At 50.4% G+C, this 20,567-nt stretch carries 11 protein-coding genes and 1 pseudogene; 4 read left to right on the top strand and 8 right to left on the bottom strand.

Annotation, left to right across the window (positions count from 1 at the left end; translation table 11 throughout):
- Positions 1-6 precede the first annotated feature (6 nt).
- From HQ41_RS06075 to HQ41_RS06060, 4 genes are all read right to left on the bottom strand, one after another.
- Entirely contained in the window at positions 7-1,560 is a 1,554-nt protein-coding gene (locus HQ41_RS06075) for an acyl-CoA carboxylase subunit beta (RefSeq protein ID WP_044189291.1), read from the bottom strand.
- A 104-nt stretch (positions 1,561-1,664) separates the two neighbouring features.
- The gene (mce, locus tag HQ41_RS06070) at positions 1,665-2,075 is read right to left on the bottom strand and encodes a methylmalonyl-CoA epimerase (protein WP_044189288.1); all 411 of its coding nucleotides are present in this window, start codon (positions 2,073-2,075) and stop codon (positions 1,665-1,667) included.
- A 322-nt stretch (positions 2,076-2,397) separates the two neighbouring features.
- Positions 2,398-4,332, bottom strand: a complete 1,935-nt coding sequence (locus HQ41_RS06065) for a SusD/RagB family nutrient-binding outer membrane lipoprotein (RefSeq protein ID WP_044189284.1) — start codon at positions 4,330-4,332, stop codon at positions 2,398-2,400.
- A gap of 26 nt (positions 4,333-4,358) precedes the next feature.
- The gene (locus HQ41_RS06060; protein WP_081964784.1) at positions 4,359-7,532 is read right to left on the bottom strand and encodes a SusC/RagA family TonB-linked outer membrane protein; all 3,174 of its coding nucleotides are present in this window, start codon (positions 7,530-7,532) and stop codon (positions 4,359-4,361) included.
- 1,152 nt (positions 7,533-8,684) lie between these two features.
- Between HQ41_RS06060 and HQ41_RS06055 the strand changes: the two genes are divergently transcribed.
- Together HQ41_RS06055 and HQ41_RS06050 are read left to right on the top strand one after the other, a co-directional pair.
- Positions 8,685-9,998, top strand: coding sequence for a DEAD/DEAH box helicase (locus tag HQ41_RS06055; RefSeq protein ID WP_044189282.1), 1,314 nt, complete (start codon positions 8,685-8,687; stop codon positions 9,996-9,998).
- Between the two features lie 67 nt (positions 9,999-10,065).
- Positions 10,066-11,277, top strand: a complete 1,212-nt coding sequence (locus tag HQ41_RS06050; protein WP_044189279.1) for an ROK family transcriptional regulator — start codon at positions 10,066-10,068, stop codon at positions 11,275-11,277.
- A 395-nt stretch (positions 11,278-11,672) separates the two neighbouring features.
- On the opposite strand, the gene HQ41_RS06040 is transcribed toward HQ41_RS06050, so the two are convergent.
- A complete protein-coding gene (locus HQ41_RS06040; protein WP_052405319.1) occupies positions 11,673-12,242 on the bottom strand; it encodes a hypothetical protein in 570 nt (189 codons plus the stop codon).
- A gap of 214 nt (positions 12,243-12,456) precedes the next feature.
- Between HQ41_RS06040 and HQ41_RS06035 the strand changes: the two genes are divergently transcribed.
- The gene (locus HQ41_RS06035; protein ID WP_044189274.1) at positions 12,457-15,369 is read left to right on the top strand and encodes a hypothetical protein; all 2,913 of its coding nucleotides are present in this window, start codon (positions 12,457-12,459) and stop codon (positions 15,367-15,369) included.
- A gap of 798 nt (positions 15,370-16,167) precedes the next feature.
- On the opposite strand, the gene HQ41_RS06030 is transcribed toward HQ41_RS06035, so the two are convergent.
- From HQ41_RS06030 to HQ41_RS06020, 3 genes are read right to left on the bottom strand one after another with little or no spacing between them, the layout of a single operon-like run.
- Positions 16,168-17,673, bottom strand: a complete 1,506-nt coding sequence (locus HQ41_RS06030) for a lipopolysaccharide biosynthesis protein (RefSeq protein WP_200880505.1) — start codon at positions 17,671-17,673, stop codon at positions 16,168-16,170.
- Between the two features lie 24 nt (positions 17,674-17,697).
- Complete coding sequence (gene ruvB, locus HQ41_RS06025; protein WP_044189272.1) at positions 17,698-18,714, bottom strand: Holliday junction branch migration DNA helicase RuvB; 1,017 nt, start codon at positions 18,712-18,714, stop codon at positions 17,698-17,700.
- Between the two features lie 6 nt (positions 18,715-18,720).
- Positions 18,721-19,887, bottom strand: coding sequence for an alpha/beta hydrolase (locus HQ41_RS06020; RefSeq protein ID WP_081964783.1), 1,167 nt, complete (start codon positions 19,885-19,887; stop codon positions 18,721-18,723).
- Between the two features lie 118 nt (positions 19,888-20,005).
- Between HQ41_RS06020 and HQ41_RS06015 the strand changes: the two are divergent.
- Positions 20,006-20,293: pseudogene (locus HQ41_RS06015) on the top strand (transposase family protein); the annotation flags it as partial.
- Between the last annotated feature and the right edge of the window lie 274 nt (positions 20,294-20,567).

The raw sequence follows: 20,567 nt of genomic DNA, 5'->3' as shown, positions 1-20,567 counted from the left end.
GTTAGTTTACAGAGGCAGGTTGTCGTGCTTCTTAGCTGGGAGCGTTTGCTTCTTGGTGCGTAGCTGCTCAAGAGCACGAATGATGCGGAAGCGTGTGTTGCGTGGCTCAATCACGTCGTCCATGAAGCCGTATGAGGCGGCATTGTAGGGGTTGGCGAAGGCCTGACGGTACTCTTCTTCCTTCTGCATGGCAGCCTCTGCTGAGTTCTCGGCAGCAGCCACTTCCTTGGCGAAGATCACCTCTACGGCGCCACTTGGGCCCATCACAGCGATCTCGGCACTTGGCCAAGCATAGTTCATGTCGGAGCGTAGGTGCTTAGAGCTCATCACGATGTAGGCACCACCATAAGACTTACGCAGCGTTACCGTGATCTTGGGCACTGTAGCCTCTCCGTATGCGTAGAGGAGTTTAGCACCATGTACGATCACACCATTGTACTCCTGACCTGTACCCGGTAGGAAGCCCGGTACGTCTACGAGCGTCACGAGAGGGATGTTGAAGGCATCGCAGAAGCGAACGAAGCGTGCAGCCTTGCGTGAGGCGTTGCTATCAAGCGCACCTGCCATTACTAGTGGCTGGTTGGCTACGATACCCACGCTCTGACCGTTGAAGCGAGCGAAGCCGATGATGATGTTCTTGGCGTAGTCCTTGTGGATCTCTAGGAATTCACCATTGTCAATGATGGCGCCAATCACATCATACATGTTGTAGCCACGGTTGGGCTGGTCGGGGATAATCTCATTGAGCATATCCTCCACACGATCGATTGGGTCGGTGCATTCTACTACGGGAGCGTCCTCCATGTTGTTTTGAGGAATGAAGCTCATCAGGTGGCGGATTAGGCGGATACCCTCGTCTTCGTTCTCAACGGCGAAGTGAGCCACACCACTCTTGGAGGCGTGTACGCTAGCACCACCGAGCTGCTCTTGGGTTACATCTTCGCCAGTTACGGTCTTCACCACCTTAGGGCCAGTGAGGAACATGTAGCTAGAGCCCTTGACCATGATGTTGAAGTCGGTCAGAGCAGGCGAGTAAACAGCGCCACCAGCACAAGGGCCGAAGATAGCTGAGATCTGAGGTACTACTCCAGAGGCCATAATGTTGTTCTGGAAAATATCGCCGTAGCCTTGTAGTGCGTTGATACCCTCTTGGATACGAGCACCGCCAGAGTCGTTGAGGCCGATTACGGGAGCTCCCATCTTCATGGCCAGCTGCATGATCTTGCAGATCTTAGAGGCCATCATCTCGGATAGAGCACCACCAAATACTGTGAAGTCCTGAGCGAATACATAAACTAGACGTCCGTCGATCGTACCATACCCAGTCACGACACCATCGCCCATAAACTTAGTCTTGTCGATGCCAAAGTTGGTTGAGCGGTGTAGTACGAATGTGTCGATTTCCTCGAAGCTTCCTTCGTCTAGGAGGAATGAGATACGCTCACGAGCCGTGTATTTGCCCTTGGCGTGCTGGCTGTCGATGCGCTTCTGTCCGCCACCCATGTGGGCTTCGGCGCGACGTTGGATCAAATCCTTGATTTTTTCTAATTGAACGCTCATAATGCTGTATTAGTAAGTTATGATTTATGCTGTTTAATGTCCTCAAAAGTAGTAGAGACCTACCGAAGCCTCTGGCCTCGTAGGTCTCTAAATCTAGTTGAGGGTTACTTATCCTTGCAGTCGCAAAGCTCGGTGAGTACACCCATAGTGCTCTTGGGGTGGAGGAAGCCGATGTTTAGTCCCTCGGCGCCCTTGCGAGCCTGCTTGTCGATAAGTGCCACGCCCTTCGCTTCTACTTCGCGGAGTGCTTCGTTGGTATCAGGTACAGCGAAGGCAATATGGTGGATTCCTTCACCGCGCTTCTCGATAAACTTGGCAATCGTGCTGTCTTCGCTAGTAGCTTCGAGCAACTCGATTTTAGTTTGCCCTACTTGGAAGAAAGCAGTCTTAACCTTCTGGTCTTCTACTACTTCGATGTTGTAGCACTTCAAGCCAAGTATGCCTTCGTAGTAAGGCAGAGAGGCTTCGATACTCTTAACCGCAATCCCTAAATGCTCAATGTGCGATAGGTTCATAGCTAGTCCTTTTTATTATGATAATTAATAGTATGCCAAGACTGGAACTCCACTCCAATCTCATTGTTTCTAGCCACAAAAATAGGAAATATTGAGATAGCCACACCAAATTACGGAAAAAAGTTGCCATTGCTCCGAGGAGACCTCTGCGAGGGGCTCTAGTTGACGTCAGCTAGAGCCCCAAAATGCTATCCTTGAGGCTGACTAAGTCGTGGAGGATTGTATAGCCTGCTGAGGTATGCTCCAAGCGGCGTAGAACTAGTACTCTATATAATATGGTATATCTAGAACCTACCCGTAATCTGCGCATATGGCTAGAGCTTTACTTCTTGGCCCACCATAGGGGAGTTAGCACTTCGTCTTTGCCTGCAAGGTAGCTATCTACGGCGTGCTTGTAACCTCGAGGGTTGTTGCTCTCTAGGGTGGAGGGGAATTTCATTCGCTGTGGATAGAACGTCAGCTGTTGAGGCGAGAACTGGCCGACCTTGAGTGCAGGCATCGTCACGATAGGTTCCTCTGATGCTGGCACCTCGAAGAATGGAAGCCCTAGTCTACGCCGATCATTCCAAGCCTCCAGAGGCAGCCAAGGCATATTGGCCAGATATTTCTGAGTGATAATCTTGGTAAGCTGGTCGTTGAGACTCTTGCCATAGAGTGTCTGTGAGGCTACGGGGTAGTGATAGGTGTAGGCCTTCTTTTCTGTTGTGTAGCCGTCTACCATACTCATGCTCTTGGTCGCAGGAGGCTCCTCGGTATGCTCCCACTTGACCGATGTCCCTACGTTATTGTAGGTTTCGGAGGCGAGGTATTGCTCCACATAGCTCTCCAGATGGTGGTAGGCGAAGTTGTGCCGAATGCCTAGCTCGTAGGCCTCCTTGCCCGTCAGAGGTGTCGTCCAGCCCCTTAGAGCAGCCTCTGCGATGAGGAAGTAGCTCTCCCATGAGGCGAAGAATATGCGTGAGTTGCTACTATCTCGATAGTCGAGCGCTAGACGAGGGATAGACCATGCCCAGTCGTAGTGGTTGTTGAGCCCTCCTTTCTCTCCCCAAGAGCCGGGCGCAGCTGTAGACCATGTATAGGTAGCGTCGAGCTCCATACCCTCGGTGTCGTTCTTGTCCTTGAGTAATTTGCGTCTAAGTTCAGAGTATTTCTTATTCCAAGATGGGTATCTGCAGTATCGAGCATTGGTGGTATCTCCCGGTATCATATAGAGTTGATAGGCTCGTGGATCTATGCTGTAGGGGATACCGTCGAACCAAAACCCTCGGCGTGGCTCGTCTGTCTGTAGCGTGTAGTGCTGCTCCAAGTACACACCCATATAGTCCTCGGGTTTAATCTTCTTTCTGATCTGTTCAGACGCATTCTTTAGCAGCTCGGCAGAGGGTATTCCTCCAAGGCCTAGCATAAGGTTATTGACAGAGGCTGATAGCGCCATTGCGTTCCACTCTCTGGTCAGTACTCCAGTTAGAGCAGTCCAGCCCTTGTCTTCTTTGATGCTGAGGTTATACTTCGCTTCCGTGATGATATTCATACCCTGTACGGCAGCCTCAAACTCGCTCCTAGCCTTGGTGGGGTCTACCTCCGAGAGGCGCATAGCCAGACGCATGCGCATGGAGTTGGCGTAGCGTGTCCAGTTGCCGTAGTCAAATTGATAGGCTCGGTCGCATCGTTTCTCCTCGGCCTTGGCCTCTACCTTGGGGTCTATAGCCTCGGAAGCCTCTTTGAGCTCCTTGAGCATATAGTAGTAGACGTCTTTGGTTGAATCGAACATGGGGTTCTGTCCCTGAAACGAAGCAATCGGGAAGACCCCGAAACTGTCGGTAAACTCACTGATCAAGTAGACCCGCCAGATGCGTGCTACCTGCTTCATGTTGGGGATTGACAGGCGTTCGTGTGGCGTGAGCTCCCCCTTCATCTTGCTATCTGCTGTATTGATGGCTAGTGTGATCGCACTCATCCACTGGCTATAGTGGCCATAGTAGTTGGCGAGCCAGTCGTCTTTGTGTCGCCCTACGGTTAGGCCTCCTCCAGTATTCGGGTCAAGGTAGCGGGCGGCATCCATCCAGTTGAGTACGAAGCAACGCTCGGCTACTTCGGGGTTTTGCTGGGCCTCGGTGATAGATTGATTGATGGCATACTCTACTCTTATCTGCTCTTCATTAGCTGCCGTAGGATCTGTATTGATGCTACCGAAGTCCGAGCAAGCCGTCATCACTCCTAGGGCGAGGGGCAGCAGACTATATTTATTGGCTTTCATGTCTTTGATGTTTTGAATGCGAATGACTAAAATCCTAGGGTTACGTTGAATAGGAAGCTACGAGAGGTTGGTGCGCTGGCATACTCAAAGCCCGTAGCATTGGTGCTAGTGGCATAGACAGCCTCTGGATCTATCCCGTTGAGGTAGCTCTTGAGCATCCAAACGTTGTTGCACGATAGGCCGAGCTTGACCTGTGTGAAGGGGGTGCGCTTGAGCAGGCTACGATCGAAGGTATAGGATAGACCGAGTGTGCGTAGGCGAATGTTGGTTGCATCGTAGATATTAAACTCTCCGATGCCTAGGTTGCCGCCCTTGCTCGTGATGGCTGTCCAGTACTGCTCGGGGGTGACTTCCGTTCGGTTGGGTTCGTATTTTCCCTCCTTGTTGAGCACTACACCATCGACGATCATCTTGTCGCGTGCCCCATTGACTATTGTAGCCTCGGCTGTTCCTACACTCTGCATCAGCAGATGAGTCCCCGAGAAGATATGTCCGCCGAAGCGAGCATCTACGAGCAGGTTGAGTGCCCAGCCCTTGTAGCTTAGCGTAGAGCCTAGCCCGAGTAGGGCATCGGCTTGCTGGTCGCCGAGTTTCTCCTTCTCCGAATTGACGGCTGGCAGTCCCTCCTCTACGATAATCTTGCCGTAGTAGGGAGAAGCCTTGTCGGCTACACGCTTGTAGGTTGTTCCCCATATCTCGCCGTAGTTGCCTCCTGCGACAGCATTGATTTGTAGGTTGTCGTAGCCACCTAGAGGGTAGATTGTTACCTCCTCACCAGCAGATTTGTATAGCTCTATGATCTTATTTTGGTTGCTGGAGAAGTTCACCGTCATATCCCAGCTGAAACCATTGGCTAGCTCTATGGGACGTGCCGTGAGCATTACTTCCCACCCCATATTCTGGATATTACCGGCGTTGATCTTGCGGAACTTATATCCCGAGAGGTTATCCACTGGTAGGTTGAGCAGTTGGCGTGTCGCATTGGATTTGTACCACGATAGATCTATGCCGATGCGGTTGTCTAGCAGGCGTAGCTCTGCCCCTATTTCCCACGACTTGATTAGCTCGGAGCGAACGTTGCTGTCGAAGAGGATATCGTTTTGTGAGGCAGTGGGCTGTGTGTCGGGGGACTGACCGATCTTATAGGTATTGTAGAGCTGATAGGGCTCTAGGTCATTGCCGACCTCGGCATACGAGGCTCTGAGCTTGCCGTATGTGAACCACTTTGGTGTGCCAACGTTCATGCGGTTGAGCATCTCGCTGATGATCCACGAGGCCGAGAGGGAGGGGTAGAAGAATGAGCGGTTCTCCTTGGTCATCGTAGACGACCAGTCGTTGCGAAATGTAGCATCGACGAAAAGGAATCCATCGTAGCTCAACTGGGCAGTCCCATAGAGTGAGTTGATCTTCTTGTGGCTAATTCGCTCGTTGGGTGCGGCAGGCTTTACCCCATTGTTTACAGTGAATAGGTTGGGCACCTTGAGCTCCTCAAGTCTGATCTCCACGAAGCGATTTTGGCGGTGCATCAAGTTGCCCCCAAAGGTGGCACTGGCCCCCCACTTGTCGAGGATGTTATCTTGCTGAGCGCTGACTAAGAAGCTCAAGTTGTGCTCGAAGAACCGCTCCTGTGCTGTGCGATAAGCATTCTTGAGTGAGCTCCCTGAGTAGGTCTTGTCGTCGTACTGAGTGAAGTACATATCCGAGCCACCCTTGATCTCTGTCGATAGCCATGGGGCAAATCTGTACTTGATAGACCCAGAGAGGAGGAAGCGGTCGCGCGTGTCTTGGTTGAGCTTGTACTGGCGCATCCAATAGGGATTGATCTGCTGGCTACTGCCATACCAGAGCATCTTGCCGTCCTCCTTGGTCGCAGCCGAGAAATCTCTGATGTCGAGCGAGCGAGGCAATAGGTACATGGCAGTGAATGTATTGGCGTTGTTGCGTCCGCCTATCGGCCGGTTGGTAGCCTCCGCCTGTATGTATTGAGCCTTGGCGTCTACGCTCCAGCGATTGTCCGTGCCAAACATAGATGTGATGCGAGAGGTGAAGTTAGTTCTCTTGAGGGTTGCTCCGGGGATCTTGCTGCGGTCGTCCATGCGTGTCATAGAGGCGTAGATGGCCATAGACTTGTATTGCTGAGCCAGAGAGAAGCTCTCGGTGAGGTTGATCCCAGTGTCGAAGTAGTTGCCTACATTGTCGTAGTGGGTCATGTTGCGTTTCTTGCCACTCCAGTCGGTATATTCCTGCCCCTCGATTTTAGCTCCCCAACTATTGCCACTGTCGGCATTGTAGGCGCCTTGGGCTCCTTGCCCGAAAGTATTCTGCATCTTGGGGGACATGAATATCGTTTCGGCTGAAACGGTCGAGGAGAGTGTGATGCCTAGTCCATCTTGTTTGCGCCCGCTCTTGGTGGTGATGAGGATCACGCCATTGCCAGCTCGTGCCCCGTAGAGAGCCGCAGCGGAGGCGCCTTTGAGGACAGACATAGAAGCTATATCCTCGGGGTTTATGTCCGATAGTCCATTACCGAGGTCTGCCGAGGGATTCCATATATCGTTGTTGAGGGCTCCCGTGAAGTTGTCCATCGGGATACCATCGACGACGATGAGTGGCTGATTGAGCCCTGTAACAGAGGTGTTGCCTCGCAGTTGTATCTTGGACGAGCTGCCCGGCCCATTGCCCGATCGTATGACTTGTAGCCCAGAGATCTTGCCGGATAGGGCGTTGGCAAGGTTGTTCTCTCGGCTGCTCAAGATTTCATTGCCCTTGAGTTCCTGCACGGCGTAGCCTAGGGCTTTTTTCTCTCGCTTGATGCCTAGAGCCGTCACGACAACCTCTTTGAGGGCTTGGGTGTCTTCTTTGAGGGTGATGGTGAGCTGCCTCTGTCCAGAGAAACGAATAGTCTGTGTGATATAGCCCATATAGGCAACCTCAATCAGATCCCCGACCTTGAGCCCATGTAGGGTGAACTGCCCATTGGCGTCTGTGACGGCGCCACTCTGCGTCCCTTTGATTTGGAGCGTTGCTCCGACGATAGCGCCATTGGCATCGTACACATAGCCGCTAAGTGTGCCTTTGCTCTGTTGGGCTTGTAGGGCTATGGCCTGCGTGCTCCCAGCTGTGTCTGCCGCCTGTCCCTGCGCACAGGTCAAAGCGGCCAATAGAAGCAGGGCGCTAGTTTTTTGGAGATTATTAGACATAGGTAGATTTATTAAAAGATTAGTAGTGATTGTGTTTAGCTCATTGCGCTTTCAATTGATTGTTTCGATAGATTTTTAAAAATGATAGTAAGTGGGTATTTATAAGGGTTAGACAATGGCTAGGGTGTGCCTAGCGTGTAGTGATCTCGGGAGTGAAGACGTCTTTAAGTCTTGATATTCACAAAGGTAAGTGTTTGTCTGGAGAAAACATAATCCTACGGCTACCGATAAGCAACTTGGTATAGAGTCGATAAGCTGGATCCTTCTCGAGCTCTAGATTGTAGCCCGTCGGATTTATACATTCGTTTACTTTTCTGTATCATGATTGCGTTGCTTCTGTGTATTCGAGGGGTAAATGAGTAGACCTCGTATTTGCCCTCTAGAGGGCTCCAGATTGCGTGCTTTGTTCTTTCCGCACTCCGCTCTAGGCGAGTGAGAATAGTTACCTAAAAAGCTGATTGTGTATTAGGTTGTTTTTCAGGTTTTTATCTTGATTTTTTGGGGGGTCTAGTGTGGTACTAGCGCTTTGGGGAGCATTTCTTCCCATCAATCCTTTCGGATTAGTGGATACATCGGAGGAGGGTAGTCCTACGATTCGAATCAATCAGCCCATCAATTTCGTCTAGTCAGACCATTCGCCTTTACGAAGTATTGCATGATTCCATCAAACTCCTTACTATATCCTTAACACTCCTTAACTAAAAAGTAGACAAACGAGTGGGGTAGTTTGGCTCCGCTTCCCCTAGTGTTATTGATGCTAGATGCTGCTTATTGAGACCATTGCACGGCATTTTCTCCATTTGTGGACGTGTTGATACAGTTAATTTCATATTAAATATGTTAATAATCAGAGATATATGAAATGCATCAAGCCGAAAAGAGGCAAAATGCCGTGGAACGGTCTCCTAAAAGTAAATGAATGTATAAATCTTATTGCCGCCACAAGGAGCACATCACAGCCATTTCTAGAGTATTTGCCAATAGCTTATAAATAAAGGAAGTGCTGCTGAAATATTCTGTTTTCTTAATTATATGGCGGGATTATGGCTGTTCGATTCGCCTTCGATGGGAGAATTTATCTAAAAACGTGGTTTCGTTAGGTGTGTATTTCTAAAATTATCGCTAATTTTGCATAAGTTGATAAGTGTTTGTATGAGATTTGATGATTTTGACCTAGAGTACGAGGTGCTCGATGGGCTAGAAGCGATGAACTTCTCCGAGGCTACCCCGATACAGGAGGCCACAATCCCCTTGCTTCTTGAGGGGCATGACATGATTGCGTGTGCCCAAACTGGCACAGGCAAGACGGCAGCCTATCTGCTCCCTATCATCAATAAACTGAGCCGAGGGGAGTGTGTCGCAGACAAGGTTAATGCAGTCATTATGGCTCCGACCAGAGAGCTGGCCATACAGATCGAGCAACAGATAGAGGGCTTCGCATACTTCCTACCTATTTCGTCCGTGGCAATCTATGGAGGGACAGACGGCATTACCTTCGAGCAGCAGCGCAGAGGGCTGAGCCTTGGTGCCGACATCGTCATCGCCACTCCCGGGCGATTGATCTCACTCATCAACCTGCAACACGCAGATCTCTCCAGCGTTTCGTACTTTGTCCTCGATGAGGCAGACCGCATGCTGGATATGGGCTTTATGGACGACATCAAACAGATCCACCAGTGCCTACCTGCGACCTGCCAGACAGTGATGTTCTCTGCGACGATGCCTCCCAAAATCAAGCAGCTAGCCAAAACAATCCTGCGTAACCCACGCGAGGTAGAGCTGGCCATCAGCCGCCCACCGGAGAGCATACTCCAGTCGGCTTATATCTGCTACGATGCTCAGAAAATTGAGATTTTGGCCTCCCTCTTCGCCACCACCAAGCCCAAGCGTAGCATCATCTTCTCATCGAGCAAACAGCGTGTCAAGGAGCTGACACAGCGTATCCGTTCTATGGGCATCAATGTAGCGGAGATGCACTCGGACCTAGAGCAAGCCAAACGAGAGCAGGTCATGCGTGAGTTTAAGAACGGAGCTATAGACCTACTGATCGCTACCGACATCGTCGCCCGTGGGATTGACATTGATAATATACGTATGGTCATCAACTTCGATATTCCCCACGACCCAGAGGACTATGTACACCGCATAGGGCGTACAGCACGAGGGGGCAATGACGAGGGCTTGGCCATTACCTTCGTTGGAGAGCGAGAGCAGCCCGAGTTCGCCAAAATAGAACACTTCTTGGGGAAACCCATCTACAAGCTAAGCATTCCAGAGCATCTAGGCTCAGGGCCTGAGTATCGCCCCGAATACAAGAGTAGAGGACGAGGGCACAACCGCTCGGACAAGCGGACCTCTGGCAAACGCCGAGAGCAGTCCAAGGGACGAGGCGCCAAGCCTCAGGGCTCTACTAGCCCTACGAGCGAGGGCAAACGACACCAGCGCCCGGGGCGTCGCCACAAATAAGATTCAATCAAAATATTAAAGAACCAGATACAACATAATGTTTCATTAGGTAAAACGCCTTATCGTTATGGATCAAGAACTTCTCAAAGAATTAGCTCAGGGCGGCAAAGCGGCCCAGATCAAACGGCAGATCATCTCTCACTTCATCGAGAACGGTCCGGCCACTATTACAGAACTGGCTAAGGTGCTTAGCCTAAGCGTACCTACGGTAACCAAGTTTATCGGGGATTTGATCAGCAGCCGCTGCATCAAAGACTACGGCAAGCTCGAGACACACGGAGGGCGCTATCCACTACTCTACGGCCTCGACCCCGAGGCTGGTTACTTCGTGGGGGTCGATGTCAAACATAGCTACATCAACATCGGCATCATCGACTTCGTCGGCGAGATGAAGAAGACCTACTACGATATCCCCTATCAGCTCAATAGCACACCCGAGAGCTTGGACGAGCTATGCCAAACCATTCTCGACTTCATTGGGCAGTCTGGGCTCAACAAGCGTGATATCCTCAACGTCAATATCAACCTGCCGGGACGCATCAACCCCGAGACAGGCTTCAGCTACACGTTCTTCAACTTCACAATGGACTATCCGCTCGCAGACCAAATCTCCAAGCGGATCGGCCTGAGCGTATCTATCGACAATGATACACGAGGTATGGCCTATGGTGAGTACACGCAGGGCTGCGCCAGCGGCAAGGACTGCCAGAATGTCCTCTATATCAACGTTAGCTGGGGGATTGGGCTAGGCATTATCCTAGGAGGTAAGGTCTATCTCGGCAAGTCTGGCTTCAGCGGAGAGTTTGGCCACATCAGCAACTACGAGAATCAGATCCTCTGCCACTGTGGCAAGAAGGGATGTCTAGAAACGGAAGTCAGCGGACAGGCCATGCACCGAATGCTACTCGAGCGCATCAGAGAGGGACAGAGCTCTATCCTCTCACAGAGAGTGCTCAGCCGTGAACCTATCACAATGAATGACATCATACAGGCGGCAATACAAGAAGATATCCTCTGCTTGGAGATCTTGAGCGATATAGGCACCAAGCTCGGCAAACAAATTGCCAGTCTAATCAACATCTTCAACCCAGAACTAGTGATCATCGGCGGATCGCTCAGCCTAACGGGAGAATACCTCACTCAGGCTGTGCAAACGGTCGTGCGTATGTATTCGCTCAACCTAGTTAATAAGGATACTGAGATTGTAACGGCAATTCTTGGAGAGAAGGCAGGTGTAGTGGGGGCTTGTATGCTCGCCCGCAGCCGTCGCTTCTCATAGATCTCTAGCATAACCTCTGGGCACACTAATTGCCCGAGGGGATATAAGTTAAGGGGCTGTGGCAAAATATAAATTTTGCCACAGCCCCTCCTTTTAAGGTGTGTCAGAATGCGCAAAATGCAAGGCGCTAAGAATGAAGCAGAAGGGAGCATACTAAAGTATGTGACCGAAGTCGACGACGAAGTCCGTGCGGAGCAAATGTCGCAAGCAACACTGCAGTTTGTGCATTATGAAACACCGCCTTTTAAGCTCTTCAGAGCATGCACAATGCTAGGCTTGCGTAAGCCGAGAGCAGCCTTTACCTCGGCTGTACCAAGACGGCTGATCGTGCAGAGCAAATGTTGCGACTGATTTGAGTAGCTTGTGTGTTATGCCACACCGACATTGCACATTACTTATAGTCGATAGTTGATGCCGATTGATAGGCTGATGAGGTCTGGGTAACCCGGGATTAGGCTAACGACTGTATCAAGGCGTTGGTTGATTTGGTAGCGGTAGTCAAACTCTCCTCCATACCAGAGAAATAGATACTGGAAGCGATCACCCTTCGCCCCCTTGAAGAGCTTCTGATCCTTGTAGCCTTCTAGCTCTAGCCAGTTTCGACGGAAGATCAATGTAGGGCCTAGTCCTCCATAGAGGCTATGCTGCCCTACTTTGAACACCCGCCCTCTAAGGCCTATATGAATAAATCCACCTAGACGAGCCGCACAATCTGAGTAGAGAGCTAAGGCCAGCTTGGAGGTAAAAATATCCCGATAGATAGCCTTTTCGTAGGAGAGGATTGCACCTAGATTCTGCACTAGATAGGCTTGAGGATCTAGTCTAAGAGGCATAATCGCTGCATTCTCTGCCTCCGAGTGTGGGTGAATACTTAGGCCAAACAAACGGAGCCCAACATTGTCTTGACCTCGAGCGATCGTCAGGGAAAAGAGAAAACAGATAGCGATCAAGCTAGAGCGTAGCATAGGATAGAACAGATAAACTAGTCAAAGGTAGAGACAATCAGATAGAATAACACGCACGTAAAACATAAATTTCACTTAGTTTATCAATATGGTTATTCACTTAATCTATCAATATAATTAGTTAGTTTTATCGTTTCATTATATCAATTTGACTTTCTTTGTCGAAGCATTGTATTATTCAGAGTATTCACCATAAACAAATCAAGTGAAGGTTATGAAGAGATTTCACACCTACTTGTGGCTGATAGCGATATTAATCCTATCACCACTGGCCCTAGATGCTCAGCAAGGGCAAGACCCGGGGGAGAACACCAACCCCGAGCTACTCAAGGACGAATTCCTATATGAGTTTAATGGCGATAAGCCAACGAAATGGACCGTTCTAGGTCAAAGCTCCCAGCTATCGGGGCGCGATACATACAACTCCAATACGGGACATGCCGTACGGATCCAGACAACAGATGCTCTAGGGCTACTCGAGCAGATCATTGACCTAACCAGCGACTACAAGGCAGGCGATGAGTTCGAGGGCCTACTACACTACTCTGTTGAGCTTGGGTCCAAAGAAGAGGGCGCACTTCGCTTGGCAATGAAGTGGCTAGACGCTTCGGGCAAGGAGATTACAACCGAGAGCGAAAAGAAGTTCATCAACAACGATAAGCTCTGGTTCTCACATATGCGCAGCTGGGGTACTCTGCGCTTCCGTGCAAGACTCCCAGAGGGTGCTAAGCGCTTCCGCTTTGCTATCGAAGTTAATAAGCAGAGCAACATTCGCCTAGACGACTTTAGCTTCCGTAAGCAGGACAACCCTACTCCATTCGTGAGCGTACTGCCTCAGGTCACTCGCTTCATTGAGGTAGAGGTTGGCAAGAGTCTGACGCAAAACTATGTTGTGCAGAGCTACAATCAGCAGACAGCACGCAAGATTGAGCTGACGGAGGGGATCCCTTTCTCAACAAACCTTGAGCAAATTGACAAGGGTAGTCATGTGGTAGATCTTGCCATTACCTGCAAGCCAACGACAGCAGGCAAAGTACCTCGTGGCAGTCAACACTCACAAGCGAGCATCGACAATGGTGCTGGTCAGAAAATCAACATCCCTCTACAGGTCTACTCAATCGACCCCAAGAATCCACCCAGCGTTACGGTCAAGCCACAGCCTATTGCAGACTTTGTCTACAACCTAGGCGCTCCGGGCAACGTATCCCAAGAGATCGAATTAGACTTCGAGAATATGATTGACGAGGTTAAGATAGCTATCGAACCATCGGGGCAAGGCTTCACGATCAACCGAACTAACGTTCCTTACTTTGAAAAGGAATTTCCTAATCTCAACCTACATATTGGCGTCAATGACACCAAAATTAATATCGGGTTCAGAAGCTCCAAGGTAGGTACTACGGAGGCGCATCTCGTGATTTCATCTCCTATGTTCCAAACTAAGCGCATTCCTCTCAAGGGTATCGTGAAGCAAGGCGAGGCTGGCTGGCGCGAGAAATTCTCCAAGCGGAAGTTCCCCAATGCAAGCAACACACGCTACTCCGATATGGAGGCACTGGGCTACTACTGGTTCGACAAAGGCATCTGGACGATGCGCAACAACTCGATCTACGACGGCGAGACTCAAGAAATCTTCTTCTACGGCGATGCAGCAGAGCTACGCTACGAGGGCGGCTTCGCCGATGGGTTAATCTACAGCGAGGACTTCCCCAATGGTATCGCTTCTATCAAGGTTAAGGCTGGCGCATACGCAGCAGACAATGCTATGCTAGCACTTGAAGTAAGCTACGACCATGGAGGATCTTGGCAACGTGTCGGCGAACCTAAAGCCGTCAAAGCAGACAAGGAGCAGACCTACACTGTCAATTCGCACCAACCTACAACCTTCCGCCTCGTACGTACGAACTCAGGTTCTGCCGAGGGCGTATTCTCCATCACCGAAGTTGGCATCGAGCCATCACCCGCAAGCGGACGCCTCACGCACAGCTCCCTTGTTGATCTAGTAGACTTCTCCAAAGACAAAGCACAAGCACGCCTCGTGGAGAGCTTCGACAACGAGTTACACCATGGTGCTCTCTCTATCGACGGCTGGCGTAACCTCGCTTTCGCAGGCAATCGCCCTTGGGTATCGTATCAGCAGCGCATGCAAGACTCCGGCACACTCAACGACGAAGATGTAGCCAAGGTAACACTCTACAAGGCTACTCCTCAAGGAGAGCAAGAGCTAACAGCATTCCTCGTGTCCCCTCTACTGAGCTACGAAGAGGCTAAGACGAAGGAACTGACATTCCGCCTATTCAAGCAGACGGCTCTCGAGCAAGATAAATTCTTCGTCTACATAGCACCAGTGCAGGGTGGTAAAATTGGTCAGGTACTACTCCTGCCTATCGAACAGATTACCCCCGGAGGCAAACTCAACGAACGTGTCTGGTACGACTACTTGCTCAAGCTCAACGAATACGAAGGCTTGGACAACCTAAAGGAGTTTGTCGTCATCTTCGCACTCCAATCTCCACTGGGAGCGAACGAAACGAGCACCGTATATCTGCTCGATGACTTCAGTTGGGGCCGGGAGGACAACGCCGTAATCAGCGTGGACAAGAAGCTCCTAGCTTTCTTTGAGCTGCAATCTAGCCCTCTCGATCTAGAGGTAACGACAAAGAACGCACGTGAGAGCGTACGCACGATGATGATATCGGCCAATAATAGCCCACAGGTCTTCAAGCTAGATAAGCCCACTCTACCTGCCACAGGTGGTACGTTATCGGTATCTATTGACCGTCAAAAGCTAGCAAGTAAGCCTCGTGACTACGGTACACGCCTATTCCTCTCTACACGTGGAGGACAGAACCTAGAAGTGCGACTCTTCGCTACGCCCAAAACGGAGGAGCAAATCCTACCGACGGAAGAGGTCAAGCCCAACGCCTACACCTATCGCCGAGGCAATGAAGTGGTAGTATCGGCTCCTAGCTTACTTCTAGCCGAGGCATATAGCCTTTCTGGCCAACTGATATCTGCAGCTCATGGCCCAGCAGATGAGCTCGTATTGAATGTATCGGCACAGACGCAGCGCATCGTCCTACGCCTAACCTACACAGATGGCTCTAAGCAGACCATAAAACTGTAGTACTAACGTAGAGCAATCCGCCCAACAATAGCCTAGGGGCTATGGAGGAACGTGTATTCCTCCATAGCCCCTAAACTATTTTCGTCATTAGCCATCATCTATTCTAGCCTCAAATCCACTGTATGTTGAGACTATTGCACAATACCCCCTTCGCCACCTCAGTTCTTTCGAGTCGTGTTTTTGCTGCTTGAGGCAGTGTTTTTCAACTTGGGTATCCTCCCCCCTTTACCCCGACCTTGTGAGCAATGGGCTACAAGGTCGGGCATTTTGTGCTTGAAGCTGCCAAATAACCGTAAAATCCCCATCCCTGAGGGAAATTTCCCTCAGGGATGGGGATAGGGGGATAGTATTCAAGGCTCCCACAGCCGCTCAAACACGCAAAAAACATCGAGAAAGATACAAGAAACTTTGAGCGGCGCATTGCACAATAGTCTCTTTTGTGGTAAAGTGTACTGAAAAATCGAAGGACTGATTTGATCGGATTGATGGACTAATCCACTGCGATGTGTCCATCAATTCGAGAAAATTGATGGGAAGAAATAGTAGAGAATGAGCTTCAAACATATCAATCCGCAGGAAATAGACATCTATATACAACTATATGAACGCATTACAAAAATCCATTCTAACCAACGATCTCCCCTAGACTAGGGATGTAGCGCTCCAAACAGATCGACCCCCGTGTAGAGCCTCCTAGATGGCAAATACGAGGTCTGCACAAGTTATCCACTACTTATGCACATCGTCCCATCAATCTGCAGAGAGATGGTCTAAAATATAAATTTAGGGATCGGGAATTTAACGCTTATTAAACCTTGCCAGTAGTGGCTTTAGCCCTCCGCTCGGGAGCTCTAGCTTCAGCACGACAAGTAGGTAAACAAGGCACATCAGCAGGTTGAAGGGTAGCGTTACCCAAACATAGTCGGTCACATACTCGGCCAGTAGCCATTCGGCTAGAAGCAGGCCTAGAGCTAGCCCTACGTATAGCCCTATCCGCCCCAATTCGTAGCGAATAGGATAGTATCTCTGAGCTAAGAAGTAAGAGAGTAGTGTAATCACGCCATTGGACACGACGCTCGCCCAAGCGCAAGCCATATAGCTATAATGCGGTGTACCAAGCACGATGATCAGCACTGTCAAAATGCAGCCAACCACCGAGAGGATAGCTCCCCAATAGGTTCGGTCTGTGAGCTTGTACCAGAGGGAGAGATTGAAGTAAATACCGAAGAGAAGTTGCCCAGCCATTACCCACGGTACCACAGCCAGACCACCTCTGAAGTCGGGCCCTACAAAGTACTGCAGTATCTCGAGAGTAGACATCACGCCAAGGAAGATGAATAGCGTGAAGATGATGTAGTACTTCATCGACACAGCATAGGCAGATTTAGCCGACTCGCCTCCCTCTTTGCTACGGGCAAAGACGAACGGATCGTAAGCGTAGCGAAACGCCTGTGTGAAGAGAATCATGATGACGGCAATCTTGTAGCAAGCACTATAGATGCCAAGCTCCGACTCACCCAGAGCTCTATCCTCAAAGAGGCGAGGGAATAGTAGTTTATCCGCTTGGTTGTTGAAGCTGCCCACCAAGCCAAGCAAGAGAATCGGCCAGCCATAGCTGAGCATACGCCTGAGCAGCCCCCAGTCGAAGCCATCACAAGCATGCTTAAACGTAGGAGAGAGCATCAAAATCTGGACGATATTGCCAATGAGATTAATCCCCATGATGTAGTACAAGCCATGCCCAGAGATTTCCCAGCCACCGAAGAGGCTCGGGAAACCCTCCGCCAGCCAAGGCAGGCCGTAGAAAGCCAAAAGGGTCAGCAAAATAGTCAGGAGGATAAAGCCCATACGTACTCCCATAAACCACCACGGCCTCTGGGCGTAACGCAGGTAGCCGAGCGGTATGGTAGCGAAAGCATCTAGAGCGACAATGCCGAGTAGCATCGCTACAAGCCCCTCATCTCCCTCTCGCCCTAGATAGGCCGTGATGGGAGAGAGAAAAATCAAGCCCAAAATCAGAAAGAGAGCCGAAGTCGCACCGATGGCACGCAATACTGTGGAGTAGACCAAGCTGGGTCGTTCATGCGTCGAAGAGAAACGGAAGAAGCTCGTTTCCATACCATAGGTCAGGACGATGAGCAGCAGTGCTATCACGGCATAGAGATTCGTCATCACACCAAACTCGCCCGTAAAGAGGATACGAGAATAAAGTGCCGTGAGCAACCAATTAAGAAACCGCCCAACCACAGAGCTAAGTCCGTAGACGGCGGTATCCTTAATAAGAGATTTGAGGGGGTTGGCCATACTCAAGTTTATAGGACATAGATATTAGTCAAATAAGTCGCCCATACGTGGCATGGCCGATCGCCCTAGATGAGCATAGGCACGCTCTGTAACCTCTCGGCCTCGTGGCGTACGCTTGAGGAAGCCTTCCTTGATCAGAAATGGCTCATAGACCTCCTCCACCGTCCCGGGATCTTCGCCTAGGGCTGTGGCAATGGTCGTGAGCCCTACAGGCCCGCCTGCAAACTTGTCGATGATCGTACCGAGGAGCTTATTGTCTATGTAGTCTAGACCATAGCGGTCGATGTTGAGGGCCTCTAGGGCTACGCAGGCGATCTCTCGATCTATCGCCCCCGTCCCCTTGACTTGGGCAAAGTCCCGGACTCTGCGTAGTAGCGCATTGGCAATACGTGGCGTACCTCGGCTACGGCCAGCGACCTCAACCGCCGCCTCTGGGGCGCAGGGGGTCTGTAGAATCCGAGCAGAACGCATCAGAATGCCCGCCAAGGTATCCTTATCATAATACTCAAGGTGTAGATTGATCCCAAATCTAGCACGCAGGGGAGCCGTGAGCAGACCGCTACGTGTGGTAGCCCCAACTAGGGTGAACGGATTGAGGTCAATCTGTATCGAACGAGCGCTAGGCCCTTTGTCTAGCATGATATCTATGCGGTAGTCCTCCATAGCCGAGTAGAGATACTCCTCTACCACTGGACTTAGGCGGTGGATCTCGTCGATGAACAGCACATCATTGGGCTCAAGAGAAGTCAGCAGACCAGCCAAATCCCCGGGTTTATCCAAGACGGGGCCCGAGGTGATCTTGATCCCCACCCCTAGCTCATTGGCAATGATATGCGAGAGTGTGGTTTTGCCCAGCCCCGGAGGGCCATAGAGCAACACATGGTCTAGGGCATCTTGGCGCATACGTGCGGCCTCGACGAAGATTTTGAGGTTCTCTACGGCTTTGTCTTGTCCGCTAAAGCTATCGAATGAGAGAGGGCGAAGGGCATGGTCAGCCTCTTGCTCTCGTTGGCTCTCACGTATGTCGAAGTCTTGTATCATCGAGGGCTATTTGGGCTCTTGGTAGAGTATGGGGAACTTGATATTGACCTTGCCTCCGAGGCTATCAACCGATGTAACGGAGTGGTCCTCGATCGCACGCTCTACGACGGGGCGGCCATTGGCAATATCTCTGCGCTCCTGCGTTCTGAGCCAGAAGAAAAGGGTGTCGTAGGCCATCGTACGGGCTTGATCATCGGGCGAGAGGAATAGGTCATGTATCCCATTGGGAATCTTGGCGAAGTGTACCTCTCGACCTAGTCGAGAGCCATAGCGCCACATGTCCTCCACATCAAGCACCAAATCAGCCTTACCATAGCGAGGCTCCCACTGCCCTGCTCGAGGACGTATGCTAGCACCGCTACTCATAAGCAAGATAGGCACTTGAATATCTAAGCCCGCTTGTACTCGTCTATGTCCACGCTTAATAGCTCGTAGCCACGAGGTACGGATCGGATAGCCCTGTGGCATCTTCCAATCGGTGCGGTAGCTCCACTTGCCATGCGCTGTTTTGAGCAGACTACTACTATAGTGGTCATATTCGTTTGGCTTGGAGGGGGGGATAATCACCATATTAGGAACGAGCCAAGCGACAGAAGTTACTAGGGGCAAGAGGAAACGCTCGTTGAATGCGGTCGAATTGAAATCTATAAAAGGGCTATTGAGGATTAGGCCTCGAATGCCGTCCTTATTTCTCGTGTCGTGCAGATAGAGGGCAGAGATGAGACAGCCCGTAGAGTGTGCCATGAGATAGATCTCGCTGTGCCCCTCCTTGCGCATCAGTTCGAGTGCTAGAGAGATCTCAGCTTGGTACTCACGCACATCACGACACTCAAAAGCTCTCTGTCCGGGGCGAAGGGAACGCCCATACTTGCGCAGGTCTAGGGCGTAGAAGTTGTACCGATGCCTGACAATACTATCGCCTAGCTCCGCCTGAAAAAAGTAATCATTGTAGCCATGGATATACAGCACAGCACGAGCAAAGCGTCTATCCAGCTTGTGGCGAATGAGCGTCGCCTCCACGGGACCGCTATAGTCATCGGGCAAGCTAATAGTTCGGCTCTCGTACGGCTCGCCGAGTATATCAGGTTTGTAATGGCTCTGCGCCTTCAGGTTTGTCCCTTGAGCGAGCAACAAACCAAGCCAATACAAGCAAATCAATCGAATTATCTTCATATCTGGATATTGTCAAACAAAAGTGCACCGCTACAAATGTAGTGAAATGTTGCTTTGCTGATTTAATTTGTTTGTTTGATACAGGGTCCCCGCATCAAAATAAGGCTATCTTTGGTGTATGGATGTACGCGATTATTTTTCGATGGTAATAGACCCTCGCGTTGTGGGTCGTTGCAAGCATAAGTTGAGCGATATTTTGGTTATTGCACTAGCGAGTTATTTGTTTGGAGGCGAGGATTATGAGTCCATGCATGAACTTTGCTTAGAGCGTGGAGAATCTCTTCGCCCACTGGTTGAATTGCCCAATGGCTGTCCGAGCGTAGATACTTTCGAAAGAGTACTCCAACGCATTGAACTTCAGTCTCTCTATGCCTGCCTTCAAGTTTATGGAAAAGAGCTGATTAACGTGAGTTCGGCGTAAGTCTATGCTCTTTTTGAGACTATTGCGCAATGCACCGCTCAAAGTTTCTTGTATCTTTCTCGGTGTTTTTTGAGTGTTTGAGCGGCTTTGGGAGCCTTGAATGAGACTATTGCGCAATGAATCGCTTCGATGCTTCAGTTCTCTAGAGTCATTTTTTGCTGCTTGAGGCAGTGTTTTTCAACTTGGGTATCCTCCCCCTTTACCCCGACCTTGTGAGCAATGGGCTACAAGGTCGGGCATTTTGTGCTTATTTGGCTGC

This window comes from Porphyromonas sp. COT-290 OH860 (genome assembly GCF_000768935.1).
Lineage (GTDB): Bacteria > Bacteroidota > Bacteroidia > Bacteroidales > Porphyromonadaceae > Porphyromonas.
Note: the sequence above shows the minus strand (reverse complement) of the source record. Positions and strands in the feature narration are given on the sequence as shown.